Here is a 17,917-nt window from a genome sequence, read left to right on the forward strand (position 1 = left end):
CCCGCCGTCAGCCACGGGGCTTCGCGCCGATGTCGTTCGATGGCTTCGGCGTGGGCGCCATCTCCACGCGGCGGTTCTTCGCGCGCCCTTCGGCGTCGGCGTTCGACGCCACCGCCTGTTCCGAGCCGAAGGCCGCGGCGAACACCGACGCCGCGGGCATGCCTTCTTCGATCAGCGCACGCGTCACGGTCAGTGCGCGTTGGGCCGACAGCTCCCAGTTGTCGGCGAAGAGGCGCGCGTTGCCGCGCATCTGCCGGTCGTCGGTGAAGCCGCTGATCATCAAAATCTCGTTGCGCTCGCGCAGGTAGCGTGCCAGCGGGCTGGCCAGGCTCTTGAGCACCTGGCGGCCTTCGGGCTGCAGGTCGGCGGAGTTGAAGGCAAACAGCACGCTGCCGCTGATGCCGATGCGCCCGTTGGCGATCGTCACGCGGCCGGCGGCGAGCGGGCCGGCCAGCGCTTCTTCCAGCGCCTGCAGGCGCTTCGCCGCGACCTGACGCTGCTGCACCTCGGCTTCGAGCTTGCTGGCCAGGTCGAGTTGCATGCCGATGGCGTAGACGAGGATCAGCACGAAGGCGCCGACCAGCCCGGCCATCAGGTCGCCGAAGACGGCCCAGACGGGCACCGTCTGCGCCACGCCGGCGCCGTCGGCCTCGTCGATGTCGTCGCGCATCATGCGTCGCTGCCCGCCGTCTGCCGCGCGGCGATCTGCTGCAGGTCTTCGACGATCTGCTTCTGCGACATGATGCTCAGGTCGATCACCTCGCGCGCCTGCGCCACGTAGTAGGCCAGTTGCTCGTCGCTGCGCGTGATCGATTTGCCCAGCGCACCTTCGATGCGCTGCAGGTGCGCCACCAGCTTGTCGTTCGATTCGCCGAAGCGCTCGACCGCGAAGCCGAAGGCCTCGCCCAGGCTGGCGACCTCGACGGCGCTGCCGGTGATCTGCGCGCCCACGGTGGCCAGCTTGTCGGCCTGTTCGCCGATCTGGCCGGTGAGTCGGCCACCCACGCGTTCCAGCAGGTCGGCCGACGACGCGACCAGCGTGTCGATCGCCGCGCGCTGTTCGGTCGATGCATGGTTGACCGCATCGAGCAGGGTGCCCAGCGTCTCGAGGATGCGGGCGCGCTCCTCCAGCATCGTGTTGTCGCGCGCCATGCTGTCCGACAGCTTGGTGCGCAGCTCGGCCACCACCTCGGCGGCGGCGCGTGGCGCTTCGGCTGCGGCCTGCAGCAGGCCGGCGACTTCGGTGATGGTGCTCTTGGCCTGCGCCTCGGTGCGCTCCGACATCTCGCGCACGGCCTGCGTGAGCGTCTCGCCGAGCTGGCGTTGTTCGCGCACGGTGTGCTCGCCGGCTTGTTGCCATTCCTGGCGCAGCGCGGCGGCCATCGCTTCGAGGGCCTGGGTCCATGCGGCCAGCCGCTGCGCGTCGCGCGATGCGATGTCGGTCTGCAGCCCGGCATGGGCCTGGTCGACGCTCTGCAGCAGGCCGGCGGCCTGCTGCACGAAGCTGTCGGCGGCGCGCGTCAGCGCCTGTTGCGTGTCGGCGGCCAGTTGGGCGCTGGTGCGTTCGTGCTGCGCGAGCGCGCCGCTCCATTGCGTCGACACGGTGCCGACGGTGCTGTCGAGGCGCGTCGACACGCCGTCGACCAGCGCGGCCGAGCGTTGCGCAAAGGTGTCGCTGAAACCATTGAGCGCCTGGCGCAGGTCGCCGGCCATCGTCTCGCTGGTCTGGCGGTGGTCGGCCAGCGCGGCCTTCCAGGTGCCGGTGACGTCGCCCGTGGCGGCGTCGAAGCGGGCCGACACGCCGTCGAGCTGCTGCTGCACCGTCTGCGCCACGGCGCCGTGCAGCGCGGTGGTTTCGCGCGCGATGCCGGCCATCGCTTCCTCGACCACCGGGCGGATGGTGGCGCCGGCCAGGCGGGCGCTTTCGATCAGGCTGTCCTTCAGCGCGCGGTCGACCGATGCGGCCAGGCCGGTGTAGGCACCGCCGGCTTCGGTGTGGAAGCGGTCCTGGCCGGCGAGCAGGCGTTCGCTCAACGCTTCGCTCTGGCGCTCCATCGCGGCCGTCATGGCGCTCAGTTGGGCCACCAGTTCGGGCATGCCCTGGGCCTGCCGTTCGAGCAGCTGGAACGAGGCCTCGCGCTGGTGCGCCAGCGAGAAGGGGCGCAGCGTGGTCGCGATGCGCGTGTCGAGCTGCTGCCCCGCCTGCAGCCGCGCACGGCGGCACAGGGCCGACATCAGGCCGAGCATCGCCGAGGCGGCCACGCCGGCCACCGAGGTCCCGAAGGCCAGGCCCAGGCCCTTGACGGGCGCGGAGAGCGAATCGCGGATCGATTGCAGGTCGGTCGCGCCCTGCAGCGCGGCGCCGGTGCCGTTGAGCGTGACCACCATGCCAAGGAAGGTGCCGAGCATGCCCAGCAGCACCAGCAGTCCGGCCAGGTAGGGCGTGAGCGCCGGGCCGGGCAGGCCGACACGTTCGCCCTCGATGCGCAGGCGCACCGCGTTCTGCAGCGAGGCGTCGATCCGGTCGAGCCACGGGCCGAGGCGGGCGGGCGCTTCGTTCAGGCCCTGCAGCGCGTCGGCGAGGCCGACGGTGGCACGTTGGTAGCGGTGCAGTTCGAGTGCGCCGATCAAGTAGAAGACGGCAATCAGCGCGGTGATGGCCAGCGCCAGTGGATGGTGGCCGATGTAGCCGACGCCGACCCAGCCGATGGCGGCGAGGCCGGCGGCGAAGACGAGGGGTTGAAGGAATCTGTTCATGAACACCTAAGGGCAACAGGCCCTAATGCGATCGCAGGGCTTCGAGCAGCCCGTCGACCGGTTGAAATCGAAAGTCCAGTTCCGCGAGCAGCAGATCGCGGATGTCCTGGTGGAAGACCGGCAGCCAGGCCGTCGGCGCGGCGTCGGTCTCGGGTGCGTCCGGCGCTGGCAGGGCAGCCTGATGCAGGTGCTTGAAACGCTTCTCGAGCATCGCGGGCACGGTCGCGAGCAGGCTGTGCCCGCGCGCTTCCAGCGCCTGTTCCATCACCGCGTCGACCGTGGCGAGCTTGGCCATCGCCGCAGAGCGCGCCGCCAGTGCGCTGCGCAGCTTGGCACGCAGCGGGCCGACGCCAGCCTCCATCGCCTGCTGCCGCGCCAGGTAGCGCAGGCGGTAGGGCGCGAAGTCGATGGTTCCCACAGCGGCCTCATCGACATCTGCATAGAGGCTGTCGTCGCGGATCGTCCGCGCCAGGCCGTCACGCACCCGAGCGCACTCGTCGTCCGGCGGGCCGGCGATGGCCTTGGCGCGGGTGGCCGGGGCGTTCAGTACCGTCGACAGCGCGATGGCGTCGGTCCAGGCCAGCCACTGGCTCAGGCGTTCCGCGGTGGAGGCCGCGGGCTCGCGCACCTCGGCCTCGTTCCAGCGCGCGAGCAGGCGGACCAGCGCCGAATCGGCGAAGGCTGTACGCCGGGGGACTTGCACCATACGCGAGCTTCGAAAAACCCGGCAGTCTACACCGCGACCCCCGCCGAGCCGGTAACGTTTGGTGGCGCATTCCGGCGGGCGGCGCCGGGGCCGCGCTTCCCGGACAATCGCCCCATGACCCCGAGCCGCCGCCCCCTGGAAATCGACCCCGACGAGGTCGAGATGAGCGCCATCCGCGCGCAGGGCGCGGGCGGCCAGAACGTGAACAAGGTGTCGAGTGCGGTGCACCTGCGCTACGACATCCTCGCCAGCTCGCTGCCGCCGGACGTGAAGGAGCGCCTGCTGGCCCTGCGTGACAGCCGCATCACGCAGGAAGGCGTGCTGGTGCTCAAGGCGCAGCAGCATCGCACCCAGGAGATGAACCGCAGCGATGCGCTGGCGCGGCTGCAGGCCGTGATCGACAGCGTCGCCACGCCGCCGCGCGCCCGGCGTGCAACCAAGCCCACGTACGGCTCCAAGCAACGCCGCCTCGAAGGCAAGAGCCAGCGCTCGGAAACCAAGAGCCTGCGCGGCCGCGTCCAGGACTGATCAAGCAGCGAGCGCCGCCTGTGGGCTGCAGAAGATGCAGGACGATGCCGGCGCGGTCTGGGTGCCAGCCTCGTGGTTGCAGCAATGCTCCAGCCAGCCGCCGACCAGCCGGTACACCGACAGGTTGGTGCGCGTCATCGGCGCACACAGGTAGTAGCCCAGCGGGCTCTCGTAGCGTCGGCCCAGCGGCTCGACCAGCGTGCCGGCCTGGATCTCGTCTTCCACCAGGCAGGTCGGCACGATGCCGACGCCGAAGCCCGACACTGCGGCGCGGATGATGAGCGAGTACAGGTTGAAGCCCGGCCCGAAGCGGCTGCCGCTGGTGTCGCCGTCGTTGACCTCCATCCAGTCGTGCCAGGCCAGCGGCACCTCGATGTGTTGCAGCAGCGTGGCACGCTGCAGGTCGTCGGCGGTGCGCAGGGGCAGGGAATCGCGCAACTGGGCGCTGCAGACGATGCTGGTTTCCTTGCCGACCAGGTAGCGCGCATTGGCGCTGGGCCAGTTGCCATAGCCGTACTGGATGGCGGCGTCGAACTCGTGCGACACCGCGAAGTCGTGCGCATGCTGGTAGCGCACGAAGTTCAGCGACACCTGCGGCAGGGTCCGCTTGAAGTGCCCGAGCCGCGGAAAGAGCCATTGCGCCGCGAAGGTGGGCGGCACCGACATGTTGAGCGTGCCGCCGTCGCCGCCGTGGGACATCAGCTGCGCGGTGGCCGATTCGAGCGCGGCCATGGCCGGGCGTGTGGCGTTGAGGTAGGTGGCGCCGGCATCGGTCAGCTCCAGGCCCGATGACTTGCGGACGAACAGTTTCTGGCCCAGGTAGTCCTCCAGCCCGGCGACGTGGCGGCTGATGGCGCTCTGCGTCACGCACAGCTCCTTGGCCGCCATGGTGAAGGCCTGGTGCTTGGCTGCCGAGTGGAAGGCGTTCAGTTCGGAGATGGTCGGGCAGAGGCGGCGCATGCGGGGGTATGAGCAGGAGTCATGGGCGGGTGAGATTTTAGGTGTTGCGGTTCATGCGGTCTGGCCCGATAAATGCAACCCCTGCCGAAGGTATGCCGCCTGTCGGCCATGAGTAATCCGAAGCCCTCCCGAATCCCTGAACCCTTCATGACCTCTTTGTTGATCGAGAACAGCCATGTGCTGGATGTGCATGCGCTCACCTTGCGCCGCGGCCTGTCGGTGCTCGTGCAGGACGGCCGCATCGCCGCGCTTGGCACCGACGTCCAGGCGCCCGTCGGCACCCCGGTGATCGACGCCAAGGGCATGACGCTGATGCCCGGCCTGATCGATTGCCACGTGCACACGGTGGCCTCGTCCTTCAACCTGGGCACGGTCGCGAAGATGCCCAACGTGTTCGTGATGCTGCGCTCGCTGCCCATCATGAAAGCCATGCTGGAGCGCGGCTTCACCTCCGTGCGCGACGCGGGCGGGGCCGACTGGTCGCTGGCCGAAGCGGTGCGCACCGGGCTCGTGCCGGGCCCGCGCATCTTCCCGTCGGGCAAGGCGCTGTCGCAGACTGGCGGCCATGCCGACTTCCGCCAGCGCAACGACGACCTCGACGTGTGTTCGTGCGCCTACAAGCTGGGCAACATCGGCCGCGTGGTCGATGGGGTCGACGCCTGCCGCATCGCGGTGCGCGAGGAAATCCTCAAGGGCGCGACGCAGATCAAGGTGATGGCCTCGGGCGGCGTCGCGTCGCCCAACGACCCGATCGGCAACCTGGGCTATTCCGAAGCCGAACTGCGCGCCGTCGTCGAAGAAGCCTCCAACGCCAACACCTACGTGATGGCCCACGCCTATACGCCGCGCGCCATCGCGCGTGCCGTGCGCTGCGGCGTGCGCACCATCGAGCACGGAAACCTGGTCGACGCCCCCACGGCCGAACTGATGGCCGAGATGGGCGCCTTCATGGTGCCCACGCTCATCACCTACGAAGGCCTGGCCAACGAAGGCGAGCGCTACGGGCTGCCGGCCGCGTCGATCGCCAAGATCGACTCTGTGCGCGGGCAGGGCCGTGCGGCCATCGAGATCCTGGCCAGGGCCGGCGTGAAGATGGGCCTGGGCAGTGACCTGCTGGCCGAGACGCACTACCTGCAGGCCGACGAGCTGCGGCTGCGCGCCGACGTGCTGGGCAACGGCCCGGTGCTGCAGCAGGCCACGCTGATCGGCGCCGAGATCCTGGGCCAGCAAGGCCAGCTCGGCGAAGTCACGGCCGGCGCCATCGCCGACCTGCTGCTGGTCGACGGCAACCCGCTCACCGACATCGGCTGCCTGCTGAACCAGGGCGAGCGCATCCGCGCCATCGTCAAGGACGGCGCGATCTTCAAGAACACCCTCTGACTCCAACCCCTGACCGGAAGACAACCATGCAACGTAGAAACTTCGTCAAGCTCGGCGGCGCCGCTGCCGCACTGCAATGCCTGCCCACCATCGGCTTCGCCCAGCAGGGGGACGTCTTCCGCATCGGCTCGCTCACGCCCATCACCGGTGCCGGCAGCCCCTACGGCCCGGGCATGCAGCAGGCCATCCGCCTGGCCGTGGACGAGATCAACGCCGCGGGCGGTGCCGGCGGGCGCAAGCTGGAGCTCTTCACCGAAGACGACCAGACCAAGCCCGACGCCGCCGTGCTCGCGGCCAAGAAGCTGATCGAAGTGAACAAGGTGCAGGCACTGCTGGGCACCTGGGCCTCGGGCGTGACGCTTGCCGTGATGCCGCTGACCGACGCGGCCGGCCTCATCGAGATGAACGTCTCCGGCGCGCCGGCCATCTCCACGCTCGACACGAAAGACCTGGTGTGGCGCTTCCAGGCGACCAACGACCGCTTCGGCGCGGCGTTCGCCGAGATCTGCACCAAGCGCGGCTTCAAGCGCCCCGCGACGATGGCGTTCAACAACGCGTCGGGCCTGGGCAACGTCGAAGGCTTCACGCGCGCCTGGACCCAGCGCGGCGGCAAGGTGGTCGAGCATGTGACCTACGAGCCGGCCCGCCCGAGCTACCGCAGCGAGCTGCAGAAGATCCTCGCGGCCAAGCCCGACGTGATCGTGATGGGCTCGTACCTGCCCGACACCACCATCCTGCTGCGCGAGTGGTTCCAGGCCGGCGGCGACAACAAGTGGATCATCCCCGGCTGGGCCGCCAACCCCGACCTCGTGAAGGCGCTGGGCCCCGACGTGTGCGAAGGCATCATCTCGGTGGACACCGTGTCCAACGAGAAGAGCGCGTCGTACGCGCATTTCGATGCGGCCTTCACCAAGGCCAGCGGCAAGGCGGCATCGACCAACATCTACGCCGCGATGGCCTACGACATGGTGATCGCGCTCGGCCTGGCCATGGAAGCCGCCGGCCCGCGCGCCACGATCGAGCAGATCAACGCCAAGATCCGCGACGTGTCCAACGCGCCCGGCGCCGCCGTGTTCACCTTCGCCGAAGGCAAGGCGCAGCTGGCCAAGAAGGCCAAGGTGAACTACGAAGGCGCATCGAGCAAGCTGGACTTCGACAAGGCCGGCGACGCGACACCCGACTTCGGTGTGTACATCATCGAAAAGGGCCAGCTGGTGCGCCGCGACGTGGTGTCGATCACGACCTGATGACGCAATGACCTGGATCGACTTTGCCAACCTGCTGATCAACGGATTGATCGAGGGCCTCGTGGTGGCGTTGCCCGCCCTGGCCATGACCCTGGTGATGGGCGTCAACCGCTTTCCCAACGCGGCCGCGGGCGACTTCATGACCACGGGGGCGTACGCCGCCGTGGCGGTGCAGATGCTCGGCGGTTGGCCGCTGTGGGCGGCCGCGCTGGCCAGCATGGCGGTGACCGCCGTGGTGTCGGCCGGCTCGTACGCGCTGATCTTCCGCAAGCTGGCCGGGCGGCCGATGGTGTCGTCGATGCTCGCGGCCATCGGTCTCGGCTTCCTGCTGCGCAGCCTGATCTCCTTCTTCGCCGGGCACGACCAGCGCACCTTCGACCTGCCGCTGATGCGCGCCTGGAACTTCGGCGGCGTGCGCGTGCTGCCGACCGACCTGGTCATCGCCGGCATCGCCGCGGCCTGCCTGCTGGTGGTGTTCGTGCTGATCTACCGCACCAGCTTCGGCCGCCAGTTGCGTGCCGTGGCCGACAGTGCCGACCTGGCCCGCGCCAGCGGCATCCGCGCGAATGGCCTGATGCTGACGCTGTGGCTGCTGGTGGGCGCGCTGTCCGCTGTGGGCGGCGTGCTGCTCGGCATGAAGTCCATCGTCAGTCCCGAGATGGGCTGGGAGAGCCTGATCCCCGCCTTCGCCGCGATGGTGCTGGGCGGCATCGGCAGCCCGGTGGGCGCCGTGCTGGGCGCCTTGCTGCTGTGCGTGGCGCAGGAGCTGTCGGTGCCGCTCTTGGGGCCGTCGTACAAGCTGGTGCTGTCCTTCGTGGTGCTCGCGCTGGTGCTGCTGCTGCGCCCGGCCGGCATCATGGGCCGCGTGCAGCTGGTGCGCTGAGCAAGGAGTCGACTTCATGATTGCTTACCTCTGCGCCATCGGCATCATCGCGCTCATCTACTGCCTGCTGGCGCTGGGCCTGAACCTGCAGTTCGGCCTCACGCGGCTGGTGAATTTCGGCGTCGTGGCCTTCTTCGCCGTGGGGGCCTACACCTCGGGCCTGCTGTCGCTCCAGGGCGTGCCGCTGCCGCTGTGCTTCGTGGCGGCGGGCGTGCTGTCGGGCCTGCTCGCGCTGCCCATTGGCCTGCTGTCGCTGCGCCTGCGCGACGACTACCTGGCCATTGTTACTTTGGGCTTCTCCGAAGCCGTGCGCATCTCGATCCAGCAGGAAGGCTGGCTCACGCACGGCGTGCAGGGGCTGCCCGGTCTGCCCAAGCTGTTCGCCGCGTGGGGCGGGGCGTCCGACATGGCGATCTTCACGACGCTGCTGGTGCTGGTCGCCGTGGTGTCGTGGGGCACGGTGCGCCTCGCGCGCAGTCCCTTCGGGCGCCTGCTGAAGGCCATCGGCGACGACGAGGCCGCGCTGTCCGCACTCGGCAAGGACCCGGCCTGGTTCAAGGTGCAGGTGTTCATGCTGGGTGCGGCGCTGGCCGGTGTGGCCGGTGCGTTCTACGCGCACTTCATCACCTTCATCACGCCCGAGCAGTTCATCCCGCTCATCACCTTCTATGTGTGGATGGGCCTGGTGATGGGCGGCACGGGCACGGTGCGCGGGGCGGTGTTCGGCTCGCTGCTGCTGATGGTGTTCCTGGAAGGCTCGCGCTTCGCCAAGGACTGGGTGCCGGGCGTGTCCGAAGTGGGCATGGCCAGCCTGCGCCTCGCGGCGGTGGGCCTGGCGCTGATCCTGGTCACGCTGTACCGGCCGAACGGCCTCTTCGGAGGCAAGGCGAAATGATGCTGACTGTGGAAGCCGTCACACGGCAATTCGGTGGGTTCAAGGCGGTCGACGATGTGTCGCTGCACTTGGCCAAGAACGAGATCCTGGGCATCGCCGGCACCAACGGCGCGGGCAAGAGCACGCTGTTCGCCGCCATCGCCGGCCAGCAGCCGGCCGATGCCGGGCGCATCACCTTCGACGGACACGACATCACGCGCACGCCGCCGTACCGGCGCGCGCGCATGGGCCTGGTGCGCACCTTCCAGATCCCGCGCGAGTTCAAGAGCCTCACGGTGCACGAGAACCTGCTCGCAGCCGCGGCCAACCCGCAAGGCGAGCGCCTGGTCAACGCCTTCTTCCAGACGCGCAGCCTGCGCGCGCACGAAGCGCAACTGGCCGACAAGGCCGACGGCATCCTGCAGTTCCTGAACCTGGCGCGGGTGCGCGACGTGAAGGCGGGCGGACTGTCGGGTGGCCAGAAGAAGCTGGTCGAACTGGGCCGTGTGCTCATGCTCGACCCGCGCTGCATCCTGCTGGACGAACCCTTCGCCGGCGTGAACCCGGTGCTGATCGAGGAGATCTGCGAGCGCGTGCGTGAACTGCATGCGCGCGGCATCGCCTTCGTCGTGATCGAGCACCACCTGCAGGCGCTGAAGGCGCTGTCGAACCGGATGATCGTGATGGACCGCGGACGCATCCTCGCCGAAGGCGACCCGCACACCGTGCTGGACGACCCGCGCGTGCAAGAGGCTTATATGGGAGGCGTCGTATGAGCGTGGCGGGCAACCTGCTGCAGATTGCGCAGCTGCGCGGCGGCTACTCGGAAGTGGACATCATCCATGGCATCGACCTGGCCGTCGCGCCGGGCGAGATCGTCACCATCGCCGGCACCAACGGCGCCGGCAAGTCGACGGTGGTGAAGGCGCTGCTGGGGCTGCTGCCGCGCGTGTCGGGCAGCATCCATTTGAACGGGCGAGAAATTACCAAGCTGTCGGCCGAAGACCGCTTCGACGCCGGCCTGGCCTACGTGCCGCAGGTGGCCAACGTGTTCCCCTCGCTGACGGTGCGCGAGAACCTGCTGGTGGTGCGCGGCGTGCCGAACGTCAGGCGCCGCATGGACGAGGTGCTGGTCGATTTCCCCGCGCTGGTCGAACGCCTGCCGCAGCCGGCCAGCGAGCTGTCGGGCGGCGAGCGCCAGCAGCTGGCCTTTGCCCGCGCGCTCATGCCGTCGCCGCGCATCATGGTGCTCGACGAACCCACGGCCGCACTCGCACCGTCGCTGGTGGGCAAGGTCTTCGACATGGTGCGCAAGCTCCCGGCCGCCGGCGTGGCCGTGCTCATGGTCGAGCAGCGCGCGCGCCAGGCGCTGCAGATCAGCCAGCAGGGCTACATCCTCGACCAGGGGCGCTGCGTTCTGCAGGGCGCAGCGCAAGGGTTGCTCGACGACGAGCGCATGGCGCAGCTGTACCTCGGGAACCACTGACAGGCCGACCGAGGGCCGTCTCAGGCGGCGACCGGCACCTCGTGCGGGGGCCGCGACAGCGCCGCCAGCGCCTCCGCATCGGTTCGGTAGCTGAAGAACAGCGCACCGGGCTTCAGCAGCCCGGCACGTTCCAGCACCTGCTGGGCCGGCAGCTTGAGGCCCGACAGATGCAGACGCACGCCCTGCGATTCGAGCAGGCGGCGGATGTTGCCGAAGACTTCGGCGCCGGTCAGGTCGACGCGGTTGATGGGGTGCGCGAACAGGCACACATCGGTGAGCCCCGGCCGCTCGGCCAGGGCCGCGGTGATGGCGTGTTCCAGCGTGCTGGCCGAGGCGAAGTCGAGTTCCGCATCCATGCGCAAGGCGTAGAGGTTCGGCGCCAGCGGCGGCAGGTGCCACAGGTGCCGATCGCGCAGGCTGCCGTCGGCGTGCAGGCCCACCTCGATGATGCGGGGGTGCAGGTGCCGGTACATGTAGTGCGCGAGCGCCGCCAGAAGCCCGCCGAGCACGCCCCAGTAGATCGACGGTGCGGTCGCGATGGTCAACACGAAGGTCGCGACCGCAATGGCGGCTTCGATGCGCGAGATGCGCCACAGCGCGACGAAGGCCCGGGGCTTCAGCAGCCCCAGCGTGGCCGTGACCACCACCGACGCGAGCACGGCCTGCGGCACATGGAACAGCAGCGGCATCGCCCACAGCAGCGCAGCCGCCACGACGAGCACGCTGAACAGCGTGGACCACTGCGTCTTGGCCCCGGCGTACAGCGTGATGGCCGAGCGCGAGAACGAGGAGCTGGTGGGGAACGAGCCGGTGAGGCCGGAAGCGATCTTGCCCAGGCCCTGACCGATCAGGTCCTGGTTCTCGTTCCAGAGCTTGCCGGCGCGCGCGTTGTCGACCTTGGCGCTCGACGCCGTTTCCAGAAAGCTCACCAGTGTGATGAGGAAGGCCGGTAGCAGCAGGGTGCCGAGCTCGGTGGCGCTCAGCCCGCCGGGCCAGTAGAACGAGGGCAGGCCCGACGGCAAGGCGCCGATCACGGCACCGCCCTTGAGCGCATAGCCGACGGCGGCGCTCGCCGCGGCGCTGACGGCCACCAGCGCCATCGTGGTGGGGAAGCGCGGCGCGAGACGCTTGCCGACCCATAGCATCGCCATGCCTCCGAGGCCGAAGCCGATCGCCAGGAAATCGGGCGGTGGCCCCTGCAGCAACTGCGCGTAGCTGCGCCCGGTGAAGCCGAGCAGGGCGGGCAGCTGCGACAGCGTGATGAGCACCGCCGCGCCCTGCGTGAAGCCCATCAGCACCGGCGAATTCACCAGCCGCAGCAGCCAGCCGAAGCGCGCCACGCCCAGCAGCAACTGCATCCCGCCCGACAACAGCGTGAGCCAGACCGCGAGCGCCACCCATTCGCGGCTGCCCGGGACGGCGAGCGGTGCCAGCGACGCACCGACCAGCAGGCTGGTGAGGGCGGTCGGCCCGACCGACAGCCGCGCCGACGAACTGAACAGCACCGCGATGAGGGCCGGGAACAGCGCCGCATAGACGCCGGTGACCAGCGGCATGCCCGCCAGCGCGGCGTAGGCGACCCCCTGCGGAATGACCATCAGCGCGACGGTGATGCCGGCCGACGCTTCGTTGACGAGCAGGGCACGGTCGGGGCGTGGCCAGGCCAGGAAGGGGAACCAGCGCAGAAGCTGGTCGCGGTTCATCGCCATGACGCCGGCGCGCGGGAGGGTTCGAGATGCACCGCAGGATTATCTGGGCTTCTTGTGCTGGAACGCGGTGGGTGAGCGCCCGGTGGCCGTCTTGAACATCGCACAGAAGGCGCTGTCGGTGGCATAGCCACAGGCCGTGGCGACCTGGCTCACCGCCATGCCGCGTGCCAGCAGCGGCAGGGCGTGCGCCATCACGGCCTGCTGTCGCCATTGCTGCCAGTTCATGCCCAGCTGGTGGTGGAACAGGCGCGCCACGGTGCGCTCGCTGGCGCCGATGGCGGTGGCGCGCTCGGCCAGCGTCGCGCGGTCGGCCGGGTTGCGCAGCAGCGTTTCGCACAGCTGGCGCAGGCGCTTGTCGGCGGGCAGCGGCACGTCGATGCGGATCTGCGTGGCGCGCTCGATCTCGTCGATCAGCAGCGGCGCGATCATCCGTTCGCGGTGCGGCGCCTGCGGGTCGGCCGGCGTCCGGCCGTCGGGCGTGGTGTCGAGCGCCAGCATCAGCGCGCGCATCAACGGGCTGATCTCCAGCACCTCGCAGCGCTCCCAGGGCGGCGCCAGCCAGCTGTGGACGTACACCGTGCGCAGCTCGGCGTCCTCGATCAGCGTGATGCTGTGCGGCACGTCCGCCGGCACCCACAACGCGCGCGAGGGCGGCACGATGTAGCTGCCGTCCTGCGTGCTCAGCCGGATCACGCCGCGGGTCGAGAAGGTGAGTTGCGGCCAGGGGTGGACGTGCAGTTCGACGAAGGTGTCGGCCTGCAGGAAGTGCTCCTTGGCGCGCAGCGGGCGCACCGCGTCGGGCGCGTAGAGGTGCGGGGTGAGCGGCTCCACCGTGGTCGTCGGCGGAGGGTTCAGGGGCCGTGGTCGGGCGGTTTCGGTCTTGGTTTCAGCAACTGTCATGGTTTCGACAAATGTTGTCCATCTATCGGCATTCTGCCGCGTCTGCCCGGCCTACGATCGGAGCCCGCTCCCTTCGCACGCCGCCATGTCCCAAGCCTCCGCTTCCCCCTCGCCCGCCGACAACACACTGCGCACCGACGCGCAGCTCATCGGCCTGGTGGGCCTGGCCCACGCGATCAGCCACTTCAGCCAGCTGATCCTGGCGCCGCTGTTCCCCTGGCTGAAGGACGCGTTCAACGTCAGCTACACCGAGCTGGGCGCGGTGCTCACCGTGTTCTTCGTCGTCTCGTGCCTGGTGCAGGCGGCCTCGGGCTTCATCGTCGACAAGCTGGGCCCGCGGCCCGTGCTGTTCGTCGGGCTCGGCCTGCTCGGGCTGGCCGGTTTCGGCTATGCGATGGCGCAGAGCTACTGGATGCTGCTGGCCAGCGCGGTGGTCGGCGGCGTGGGCAACGGCGTGTTCCACCCGGTCGACTACACGCTCTTCAACCGCAAGGTCGCGCCGACGCGGCTGGGCCATGCCTACAGCGTGCACGGCATCACCGGCAGCCTGGGCTGGGCGCTGGCGCCGGCCTTCGTGGTGCCGATCGCGCTGGCGAGTTCGTGGCGCGTGGCGCTCGCCGCGGCCGGCGCGCTGGCGCTGGCCGTGCTGGTGGTGCTGTGGCTCTACCGCGGCGTGTTCGCGCTCGACGTGAAGGCGGTGCAGAAGGTCACCGGGCAGGACGCGCATCTGCCGACGGCGGGCCAGTTCGACTTCCTGCGCATCCCGGCGGTGTGGATGTGCTTCGGCTTCTTCTTTTTCTACGCGATGGTCATCAGCGTGGTGCAGACCTTCGCGCCGGCCGCGGCCGGCCATCTGCACGCCGTGCCGGTGGCGCTGATCGCGGTGTGCCTGACGGTCTACATGGTGGCGAGCGCGGCCGGCATGGTGGTCGGCGGCTTCCTCGCGTCGGACCCGTCGCGCTGCGAGCGCATCGTCGGGGCGGGCTTCGGCATTGCCGCGATGCTGGCGCTGTTCCTGGCGTTCGGCGACTTCGCGCCGGTGCTGGTGCCCGTGCTGTTCGGTGCGATGGGTTTCGCATCGGGCATCGCCGGCCCGTCGCGCGACCTGCTGGTGAAGAAGTCGACGCCGGCCAACGCCACGGGTCGCGTCTACGGCGTGGTCTACGCCGGGCTCGACATCGGGCAGGCGGTGGCGCCGCTGGTCTTCGGGCGCCTGATGGACAGCGGCCGCTACACGGCGGTGATCGTCGGGCTGGCGCTGGTCCAGGGCGTGCTGATCGCCAGCGCCTTCAATGTGCGCCGGGTGCGGCGCGAGGCGCTGGTGCCGGCCTCGGCCTGAGCGGCGCTTGGAGCCGCTTTCGCTCTACCTGCTGGTCGCACTCGGCGCGGCCGTGGCGGGCTTCGTGCAGGGCCTGTCGGGCTTTGCGTTCGGCCTGGTCGCGATGTCGATCTGGGCCTGGACGGTCGAGCCGAAGCTCGCCGCTGTGCTGGCCACCTTCGGCGCGCTGACCGGGCAGCTCATCGCCGCTTTCTCGCAGAAGCGCCGCTTCGACAAGCGCCTGCTGTTGCCCTTCGTCGTCGGCGGGCTGGTCGGCGTGCCGCTCGGCGTCTGGCTGCTGCCGCGGCTCGACGTGACCGTGTTCAAGGCCTGCCTGGGCGCACTGCTGGTGGTCTGGTGTCCGGCCATGCTGATGGCGCGCAACCTGCCGCGCGTCACGGCCGGCGGACGCATGGCCGATGCGGTGGCGGGCCTCGCCGGCGGCGTCTGCAGCGGCGTGGGCGGCTTCGCCGGCGCCATCCCGACGCTGTGGTGCACGCTGCGCCGCATGGACAAGGACGCGCAGCGCGCCGTCATTCAGAACTTCAACCTCGCCATGCTGACCGTCGCCTTCGCCCTGCACCTGGGCGCCGGCAACGTGGGCCTGGCCATGCTGCCGATGCTGGCCATCGTCGCCAGCTGCGTGCTGGTGCCGGTGCTGCTCGGTGCGCGGCTCTACGTCGGCATCAGCGACGCGGCCTTCCGCCAGATCGTGCTGGGCTTGCTGACGGTGTCGGGCGTGATGCTGCTGGCGTCCTCGCTGCCGGCGCTGCTGCAGCGCTGAGCGGGGCTGCCTCAGATCGCGCGCTGGTTCACTCGTGCCGAGAGCGCCTCGGCGCTTTCCTTGCGCTCGCTGTAGCGGTCGACCAGGTAGCCCGCACTGTCGCGCGTGAGCAGCGTGAACTTCACCAGCTCTTCCATCACGTCGACGACCCGGTCGTAGCAGGCCGAAGGCCGCATGCGGCCAGCCTCGTCGAACTCGAGAAAGGCCTTCGCCACCGACGACTGGTTGGGGATGGTGAGCATCCGCATCCACCGGCCGAGCACCCGCATCTGGTTGACGGCATTGAAGGACTGCGAGCCGCCGCTGACCTGCATCACGGCCAGCGTCTTGCCCTGCGTCGGCCGCACCGCGCCCAGGGCGAGCGGGATCCAGTCGATCTGCGACTTCAGGATGCCGGTCATGGCGCCGTGCCGCTCCGGCGAGGTCCACACCATGCCTTCGGACCAGGCGGCGAGCGTACGCAGCTCGGCCACCTTCGGGTGGCTGTCGGGCGCGTCGTCGGGCAGGGGCAGGCCGCGCGGGTCGAACACCCGCACCTCGGCGCCCAGTGCCTGCAGCAGCCGCGCCGCTTCCCAGCTGAGAAGGCGGCTGAAGGAGCGTTCGCGCACCGAGCCGTAGAGCATCAGGATGCGCGGCGCATGCGTTGCGCGAGCCGGGGGCCAGAGCCGCGCGATGTCGGTCGGCGCGAAGAGGGCGGCGTCAAGTGCCGGCAGGGTCAGGTCGTCAGTCCACACGGCGGCCGTCCTCGCCGACCACCGGCTGGCCGTCCTCCTTGCGGAAGGCCGCCTGCTGTGGCGAGGGCAGGATGTCGAGCACCGTCTCCGAGGGGCGGCACAGCCGGGTGCCCAGCCGCGTGACCACCACCGGACGGTTCATCAGGATCGGGTGCTGCACCATGAAGTCGAGCAGTTGCTCGTCGCTCCAGGTGGTGTCGTCCAGCTTCAGCTCGTCGTAGGGCGTGCCCTTCTGCCGCAGCAGGCTGCGCACGCCGGTGCCCATGGCGGCGACGAGCGAGCGCAGGCGTTCTTTGCCGGGCGGCTGCTTCAGGTACTCGATGACTTCGGGCTCGACGCCGCTGTTGCGGATGAGCGCCAGCACGTTGCGTGACGTGCCGCAGGCCGGGTTGTGGAAGATGGTGATGGCGGGGCGTGTGGATGGCATGGATACAATTATCCAACTAATATTGAATGATGGAAGCTCACGACGCCGTCAAATCCCTCGCTGCCCTTGCGCAACCGGTGCGCCTGCAGGTCTTTCGCGCCCTGGTGGTCGCCGGGCCCGAGGGCATGACGCCCGGGGCGCTGATCGGCGCCATCGCGGTGCCTGGCACGAGCCTGTCGTTCCATCTCAAGGAGCTGCTGCATTCCGGCATGGTCACGCAGGAGCGCAGCGGGCGTCATCTCATCTACCGCGCAGCCTTCGGCCGGATGAGCGCGTTGATCGGGTACCTCACCGAGAACTGTTGCGAGGGGGAGCCCTGCGCGGCCAGCACCGCGGTGGCGTCCGGGCGCTGAGCAAAGCCCACCCCGGATGCGCCTGCGGCTCCTCCCCCTCGAGGGCTACGGATAACCGCTCAGGCGGCCAGCAGCGCCTCGACCTGGCGCAGGCCTTCGATGGTCCTGATGCAGGCGTCGGCCGCTTCGGTGCCCTTCACCGCGAAGTGCGCGTGGAAGTACTTGCGGTGCTCGACATGCTCGTGGAAGTGGTGCGGCGTTAGCACGGCCGAAAGGATCGGCACGTTGGTCTCGAGCTGCAGCGACATCAGCGTGCCCACCACCGTGTGGGCGACGAACTCGTGGCGGTAGATGCCGCCATCGACCACCAGCGCGCAGCCGACGATGGCGGCGTAGCGGCCCGACAGCGCCAGGCGCTTGGCATGCAGCGGGATCTCGAAGGCACCGGGCACGGCGATCACGTCGATGCGGTCGCGCGCGAAGCCCTGGCGTTCCATTTCCGCAAGGAAGGCATGGCGTGCCTGGTGGACGATGTCGGCATGCCACTGCGCCTCGATGAAGGCGACGCGCTGCGGCTCGGAGGCCGAGATGGCCGAAAGGGGAAGGTCGTTGATCTGACTCATGGCGTGCCTTTGAAAGCAGGTTTCCTGAATCAGGGCGCACGCAACCATGCGTCCAGTCGCACGAAACCGCGCGGCCGGGCTCACGATGACGCGCTCTCTTTCATCCGGACTGTGACCGTCGGCTTCGGAATCGCACCGAAATCTGCTGACCCTGCTGCACGTGACGCACCGCAGGCGCTCGCGGGCTTGTGCGAACGAGTCGCCATCACCGCCGGTGGGGAGTTTCACCCCGCCCTGAGAACGCATGCCCGGGCTTGCACCGGGGCGGTGTGGATTCTAGGCACGGCGCGAAATGGACGCTGTCGCCC

19 protein-coding genes and 1 riboswitch are annotated in these 17,917 nt (G+C 69.5%); of the genes, 10 read left to right on the forward strand and 9 right to left on the reverse strand.

Features of this window, described 5'->3' with window-relative positions; translation table 11 throughout:
* Positions 1-7: 7 nt before the first annotated feature.
* The 3 genes from ACSFA2_RS03315 to ACSFA2_RS03325 are packed head-to-tail and all read right to left on the reverse strand — an operon-like array spanning position 8 to position 3,463.
* Positions 8-670 (reverse strand): OmpA family protein, encoded by a 663-nt coding sequence (locus ACSFA2_RS03315; protein ID WP_435454168.1) that lies wholly within the window; start codon positions 668-670, stop codon positions 8-10.
* A complete protein-coding gene (locus ACSFA2_RS03320) occupies positions 670-2,757 on the reverse strand; it encodes a DUF802 domain-containing protein (RefSeq protein WP_435453871.1) in 2,088 nt (695 codons plus the stop codon). Before ACSFA2_RS03320 ends, ACSFA2_RS03315 begins: the two co-directional genes overlap by 1 nt.
* A gap of 22 nt (positions 2,758-2,779) precedes the next feature.
* Positions 2,780-3,463: a DUF3348 domain-containing protein gene (locus tag ACSFA2_RS03325; protein WP_435453872.1), complete on the reverse strand. Its 684-nt coding sequence runs from the start codon at positions 3,461-3,463 to the stop codon at positions 2,780-2,782.
* Positions 3,464-3,577: 114 nt separating this feature from the next.
* Here ACSFA2_RS03325 and arfB point away from each other — a divergent pair, with 114 nt between their 5' ends.
* On the forward strand, positions 3,578-3,991 hold the full coding sequence (gene arfB, locus ACSFA2_RS03330) for an alternative ribosome rescue aminoacyl-tRNA hydrolase ArfB (RefSeq protein ID WP_435453873.1): 414 nt from the start codon (positions 3,578-3,580) through the stop codon (positions 3,989-3,991).
* Here arfB and ACSFA2_RS03335 read toward each other — a convergent pair whose 3' ends face one another.
* Complete coding sequence (locus ACSFA2_RS03335) at positions 3,992-4,951, reverse strand: LysR substrate-binding domain-containing protein (protein ID WP_435453874.1); 960 nt, start codon at positions 4,949-4,951, stop codon at positions 3,992-3,994.
* A 147-nt stretch (positions 4,952-5,098) separates the two neighbouring features.
* Between ACSFA2_RS03335 and ACSFA2_RS03340 the strand changes: the two genes are divergently transcribed.
* From ACSFA2_RS03340 to ACSFA2_RS03365, 6 genes are read left to right on the forward strand one after another with little or no spacing between them, the layout of a single operon-like run.
* Entirely contained in the window at positions 5,099-6,331 is a 1,233-nt protein-coding gene (locus ACSFA2_RS03340; RefSeq protein ID WP_435453875.1) for a metal-dependent hydrolase family protein, read from the forward strand.
* Positions 6,332-6,357: 26 nt separating this feature from the next.
* Positions 6,358-7,578, forward strand: coding sequence for an ABC transporter substrate-binding protein (locus ACSFA2_RS03345; protein WP_435453876.1), 1,221 nt, complete (start codon positions 6,358-6,360; stop codon positions 7,576-7,578).
* Positions 7,579-7,585: 7 nt separating this feature from the next.
* Positions 7,586-8,461, forward strand: a complete 876-nt coding sequence (locus ACSFA2_RS03350; RefSeq protein ID WP_435453877.1) for a branched-chain amino acid ABC transporter permease — start codon at positions 7,586-7,588, stop codon at positions 8,459-8,461.
* Between the two features lie 16 nt (positions 8,462-8,477).
* Entirely contained in the window at positions 8,478-9,356 is an 879-nt protein-coding gene (locus ACSFA2_RS03355; protein WP_435453878.1) for a branched-chain amino acid ABC transporter permease, read from the forward strand.
* Entirely contained in the window at positions 9,353-10,111 is a 759-nt protein-coding gene (locus tag ACSFA2_RS03360; protein WP_435453879.1) for an ABC transporter ATP-binding protein, read from the forward strand. Before ACSFA2_RS03355 ends, ACSFA2_RS03360 begins: the two co-directional genes overlap by 4 nt.
* Entirely contained in the window at positions 10,108-10,821 is a 714-nt protein-coding gene (locus tag ACSFA2_RS03365) for an ABC transporter ATP-binding protein (protein ID WP_435453880.1), read from the forward strand. The genes ACSFA2_RS03360 and ACSFA2_RS03365 overlap by 4 nt, the downstream gene beginning before the upstream one ends.
* A gap of 20 nt (positions 10,822-10,841) precedes the next feature.
* Here the strand turns inward: ACSFA2_RS03365 and ACSFA2_RS03370 are convergent, their stop codons facing one another.
* Together ACSFA2_RS03370 and ACSFA2_RS03375 are read right to left on the reverse strand one after the other, a co-directional pair.
* Positions 10,842-12,530: a SulP family inorganic anion transporter gene (locus ACSFA2_RS03370; RefSeq protein ID WP_435453881.1), complete on the reverse strand. Its 1,689-nt coding sequence runs from the start codon at positions 12,528-12,530 to the stop codon at positions 10,842-10,844.
* A 39-nt stretch (positions 12,531-12,569) separates the two neighbouring features.
* A complete protein-coding gene (locus ACSFA2_RS03375; RefSeq protein WP_435453882.1) occupies positions 12,570-13,430 on the reverse strand; it encodes an AraC family transcriptional regulator in 861 nt (286 codons plus the stop codon).
* Positions 13,431-13,515: 85 nt separating this feature from the next.
* Between ACSFA2_RS03375 and ACSFA2_RS03380 the strand changes: the two genes are divergently transcribed.
* Both ACSFA2_RS03380 and ACSFA2_RS03385 read left to right on the forward strand, forming a co-directional pair.
* The gene (locus ACSFA2_RS03380; protein ID WP_435453883.1) at positions 13,516-14,769 is read left to right on the forward strand and encodes an MFS transporter; all 1,254 of its coding nucleotides are present in this window, start codon (positions 13,516-13,518) and stop codon (positions 14,767-14,769) included.
* A gap of 7 nt (positions 14,770-14,776) precedes the next feature.
* Positions 14,777-15,532 carry a sulfite exporter TauE/SafE family protein gene (locus tag ACSFA2_RS03385; RefSeq protein WP_435453884.1) on the forward strand — a complete coding sequence of 252 codons (756 nt, stop codon included), beginning with the start codon at positions 14,777-14,779 and terminating at the stop codon, positions 15,530-15,532.
* An 11-nt stretch (positions 15,533-15,543) separates the two neighbouring features.
* On the opposite strand, the gene arsH is transcribed toward ACSFA2_RS03385, so the two are convergent.
* Together arsH and arsC are read right to left on the reverse strand one after the other, a co-directional pair.
* Positions 15,544-16,266, reverse strand: a complete 723-nt coding sequence (gene arsH / locus ACSFA2_RS03390; protein ID WP_435453885.1) for an arsenical resistance protein ArsH — start codon at positions 16,264-16,266, stop codon at positions 15,544-15,546.
* Positions 16,256-16,693, reverse strand: coding sequence for an arsenate reductase (glutaredoxin) (gene arsC, locus ACSFA2_RS03395; protein ID WP_435453886.1), 438 nt, complete (start codon positions 16,691-16,693; stop codon positions 16,256-16,258). The genes arsH and arsC overlap by 11 nt, the downstream gene beginning before the upstream one ends.
* A gap of 29 nt (positions 16,694-16,722) precedes the next feature.
* On the opposite strand from arsC, the gene ACSFA2_RS03400 reads away from it, so the two are divergent.
* The gene (locus ACSFA2_RS03400; protein WP_435453887.1) at positions 16,723-17,046 is read left to right on the forward strand and encodes an ArsR/SmtB family transcription factor; all 324 of its coding nucleotides are present in this window, start codon (positions 16,723-16,725) and stop codon (positions 17,044-17,046) included.
* Positions 17,047-17,105: 59 nt separating this feature from the next.
* On the opposite strand, the gene ACSFA2_RS03405 is transcribed toward ACSFA2_RS03400, so the two are convergent.
* The gene (locus tag ACSFA2_RS03405; RefSeq protein WP_435453888.1) at positions 17,106-17,609 is read right to left on the reverse strand and encodes a 6,7-dimethyl-8-ribityllumazine synthase; all 504 of its coding nucleotides are present in this window, start codon (positions 17,607-17,609) and stop codon (positions 17,106-17,108) included.
* Between the two features lie 88 nt (positions 17,610-17,697).
* A riboswitch (FMN riboswitch) is annotated at positions 17,698-17,855 on the reverse strand.
* Positions 17,856-17,917 lie beyond the last annotated feature (62 nt).

The sequence above is a fragment of the Variovorax cryoconiti genome (assembly GCF_051216395.1).
Lineage (GTDB): Bacteria > Pseudomonadota > Gammaproteobacteria > Burkholderiales > Burkholderiaceae_C > Variovorax.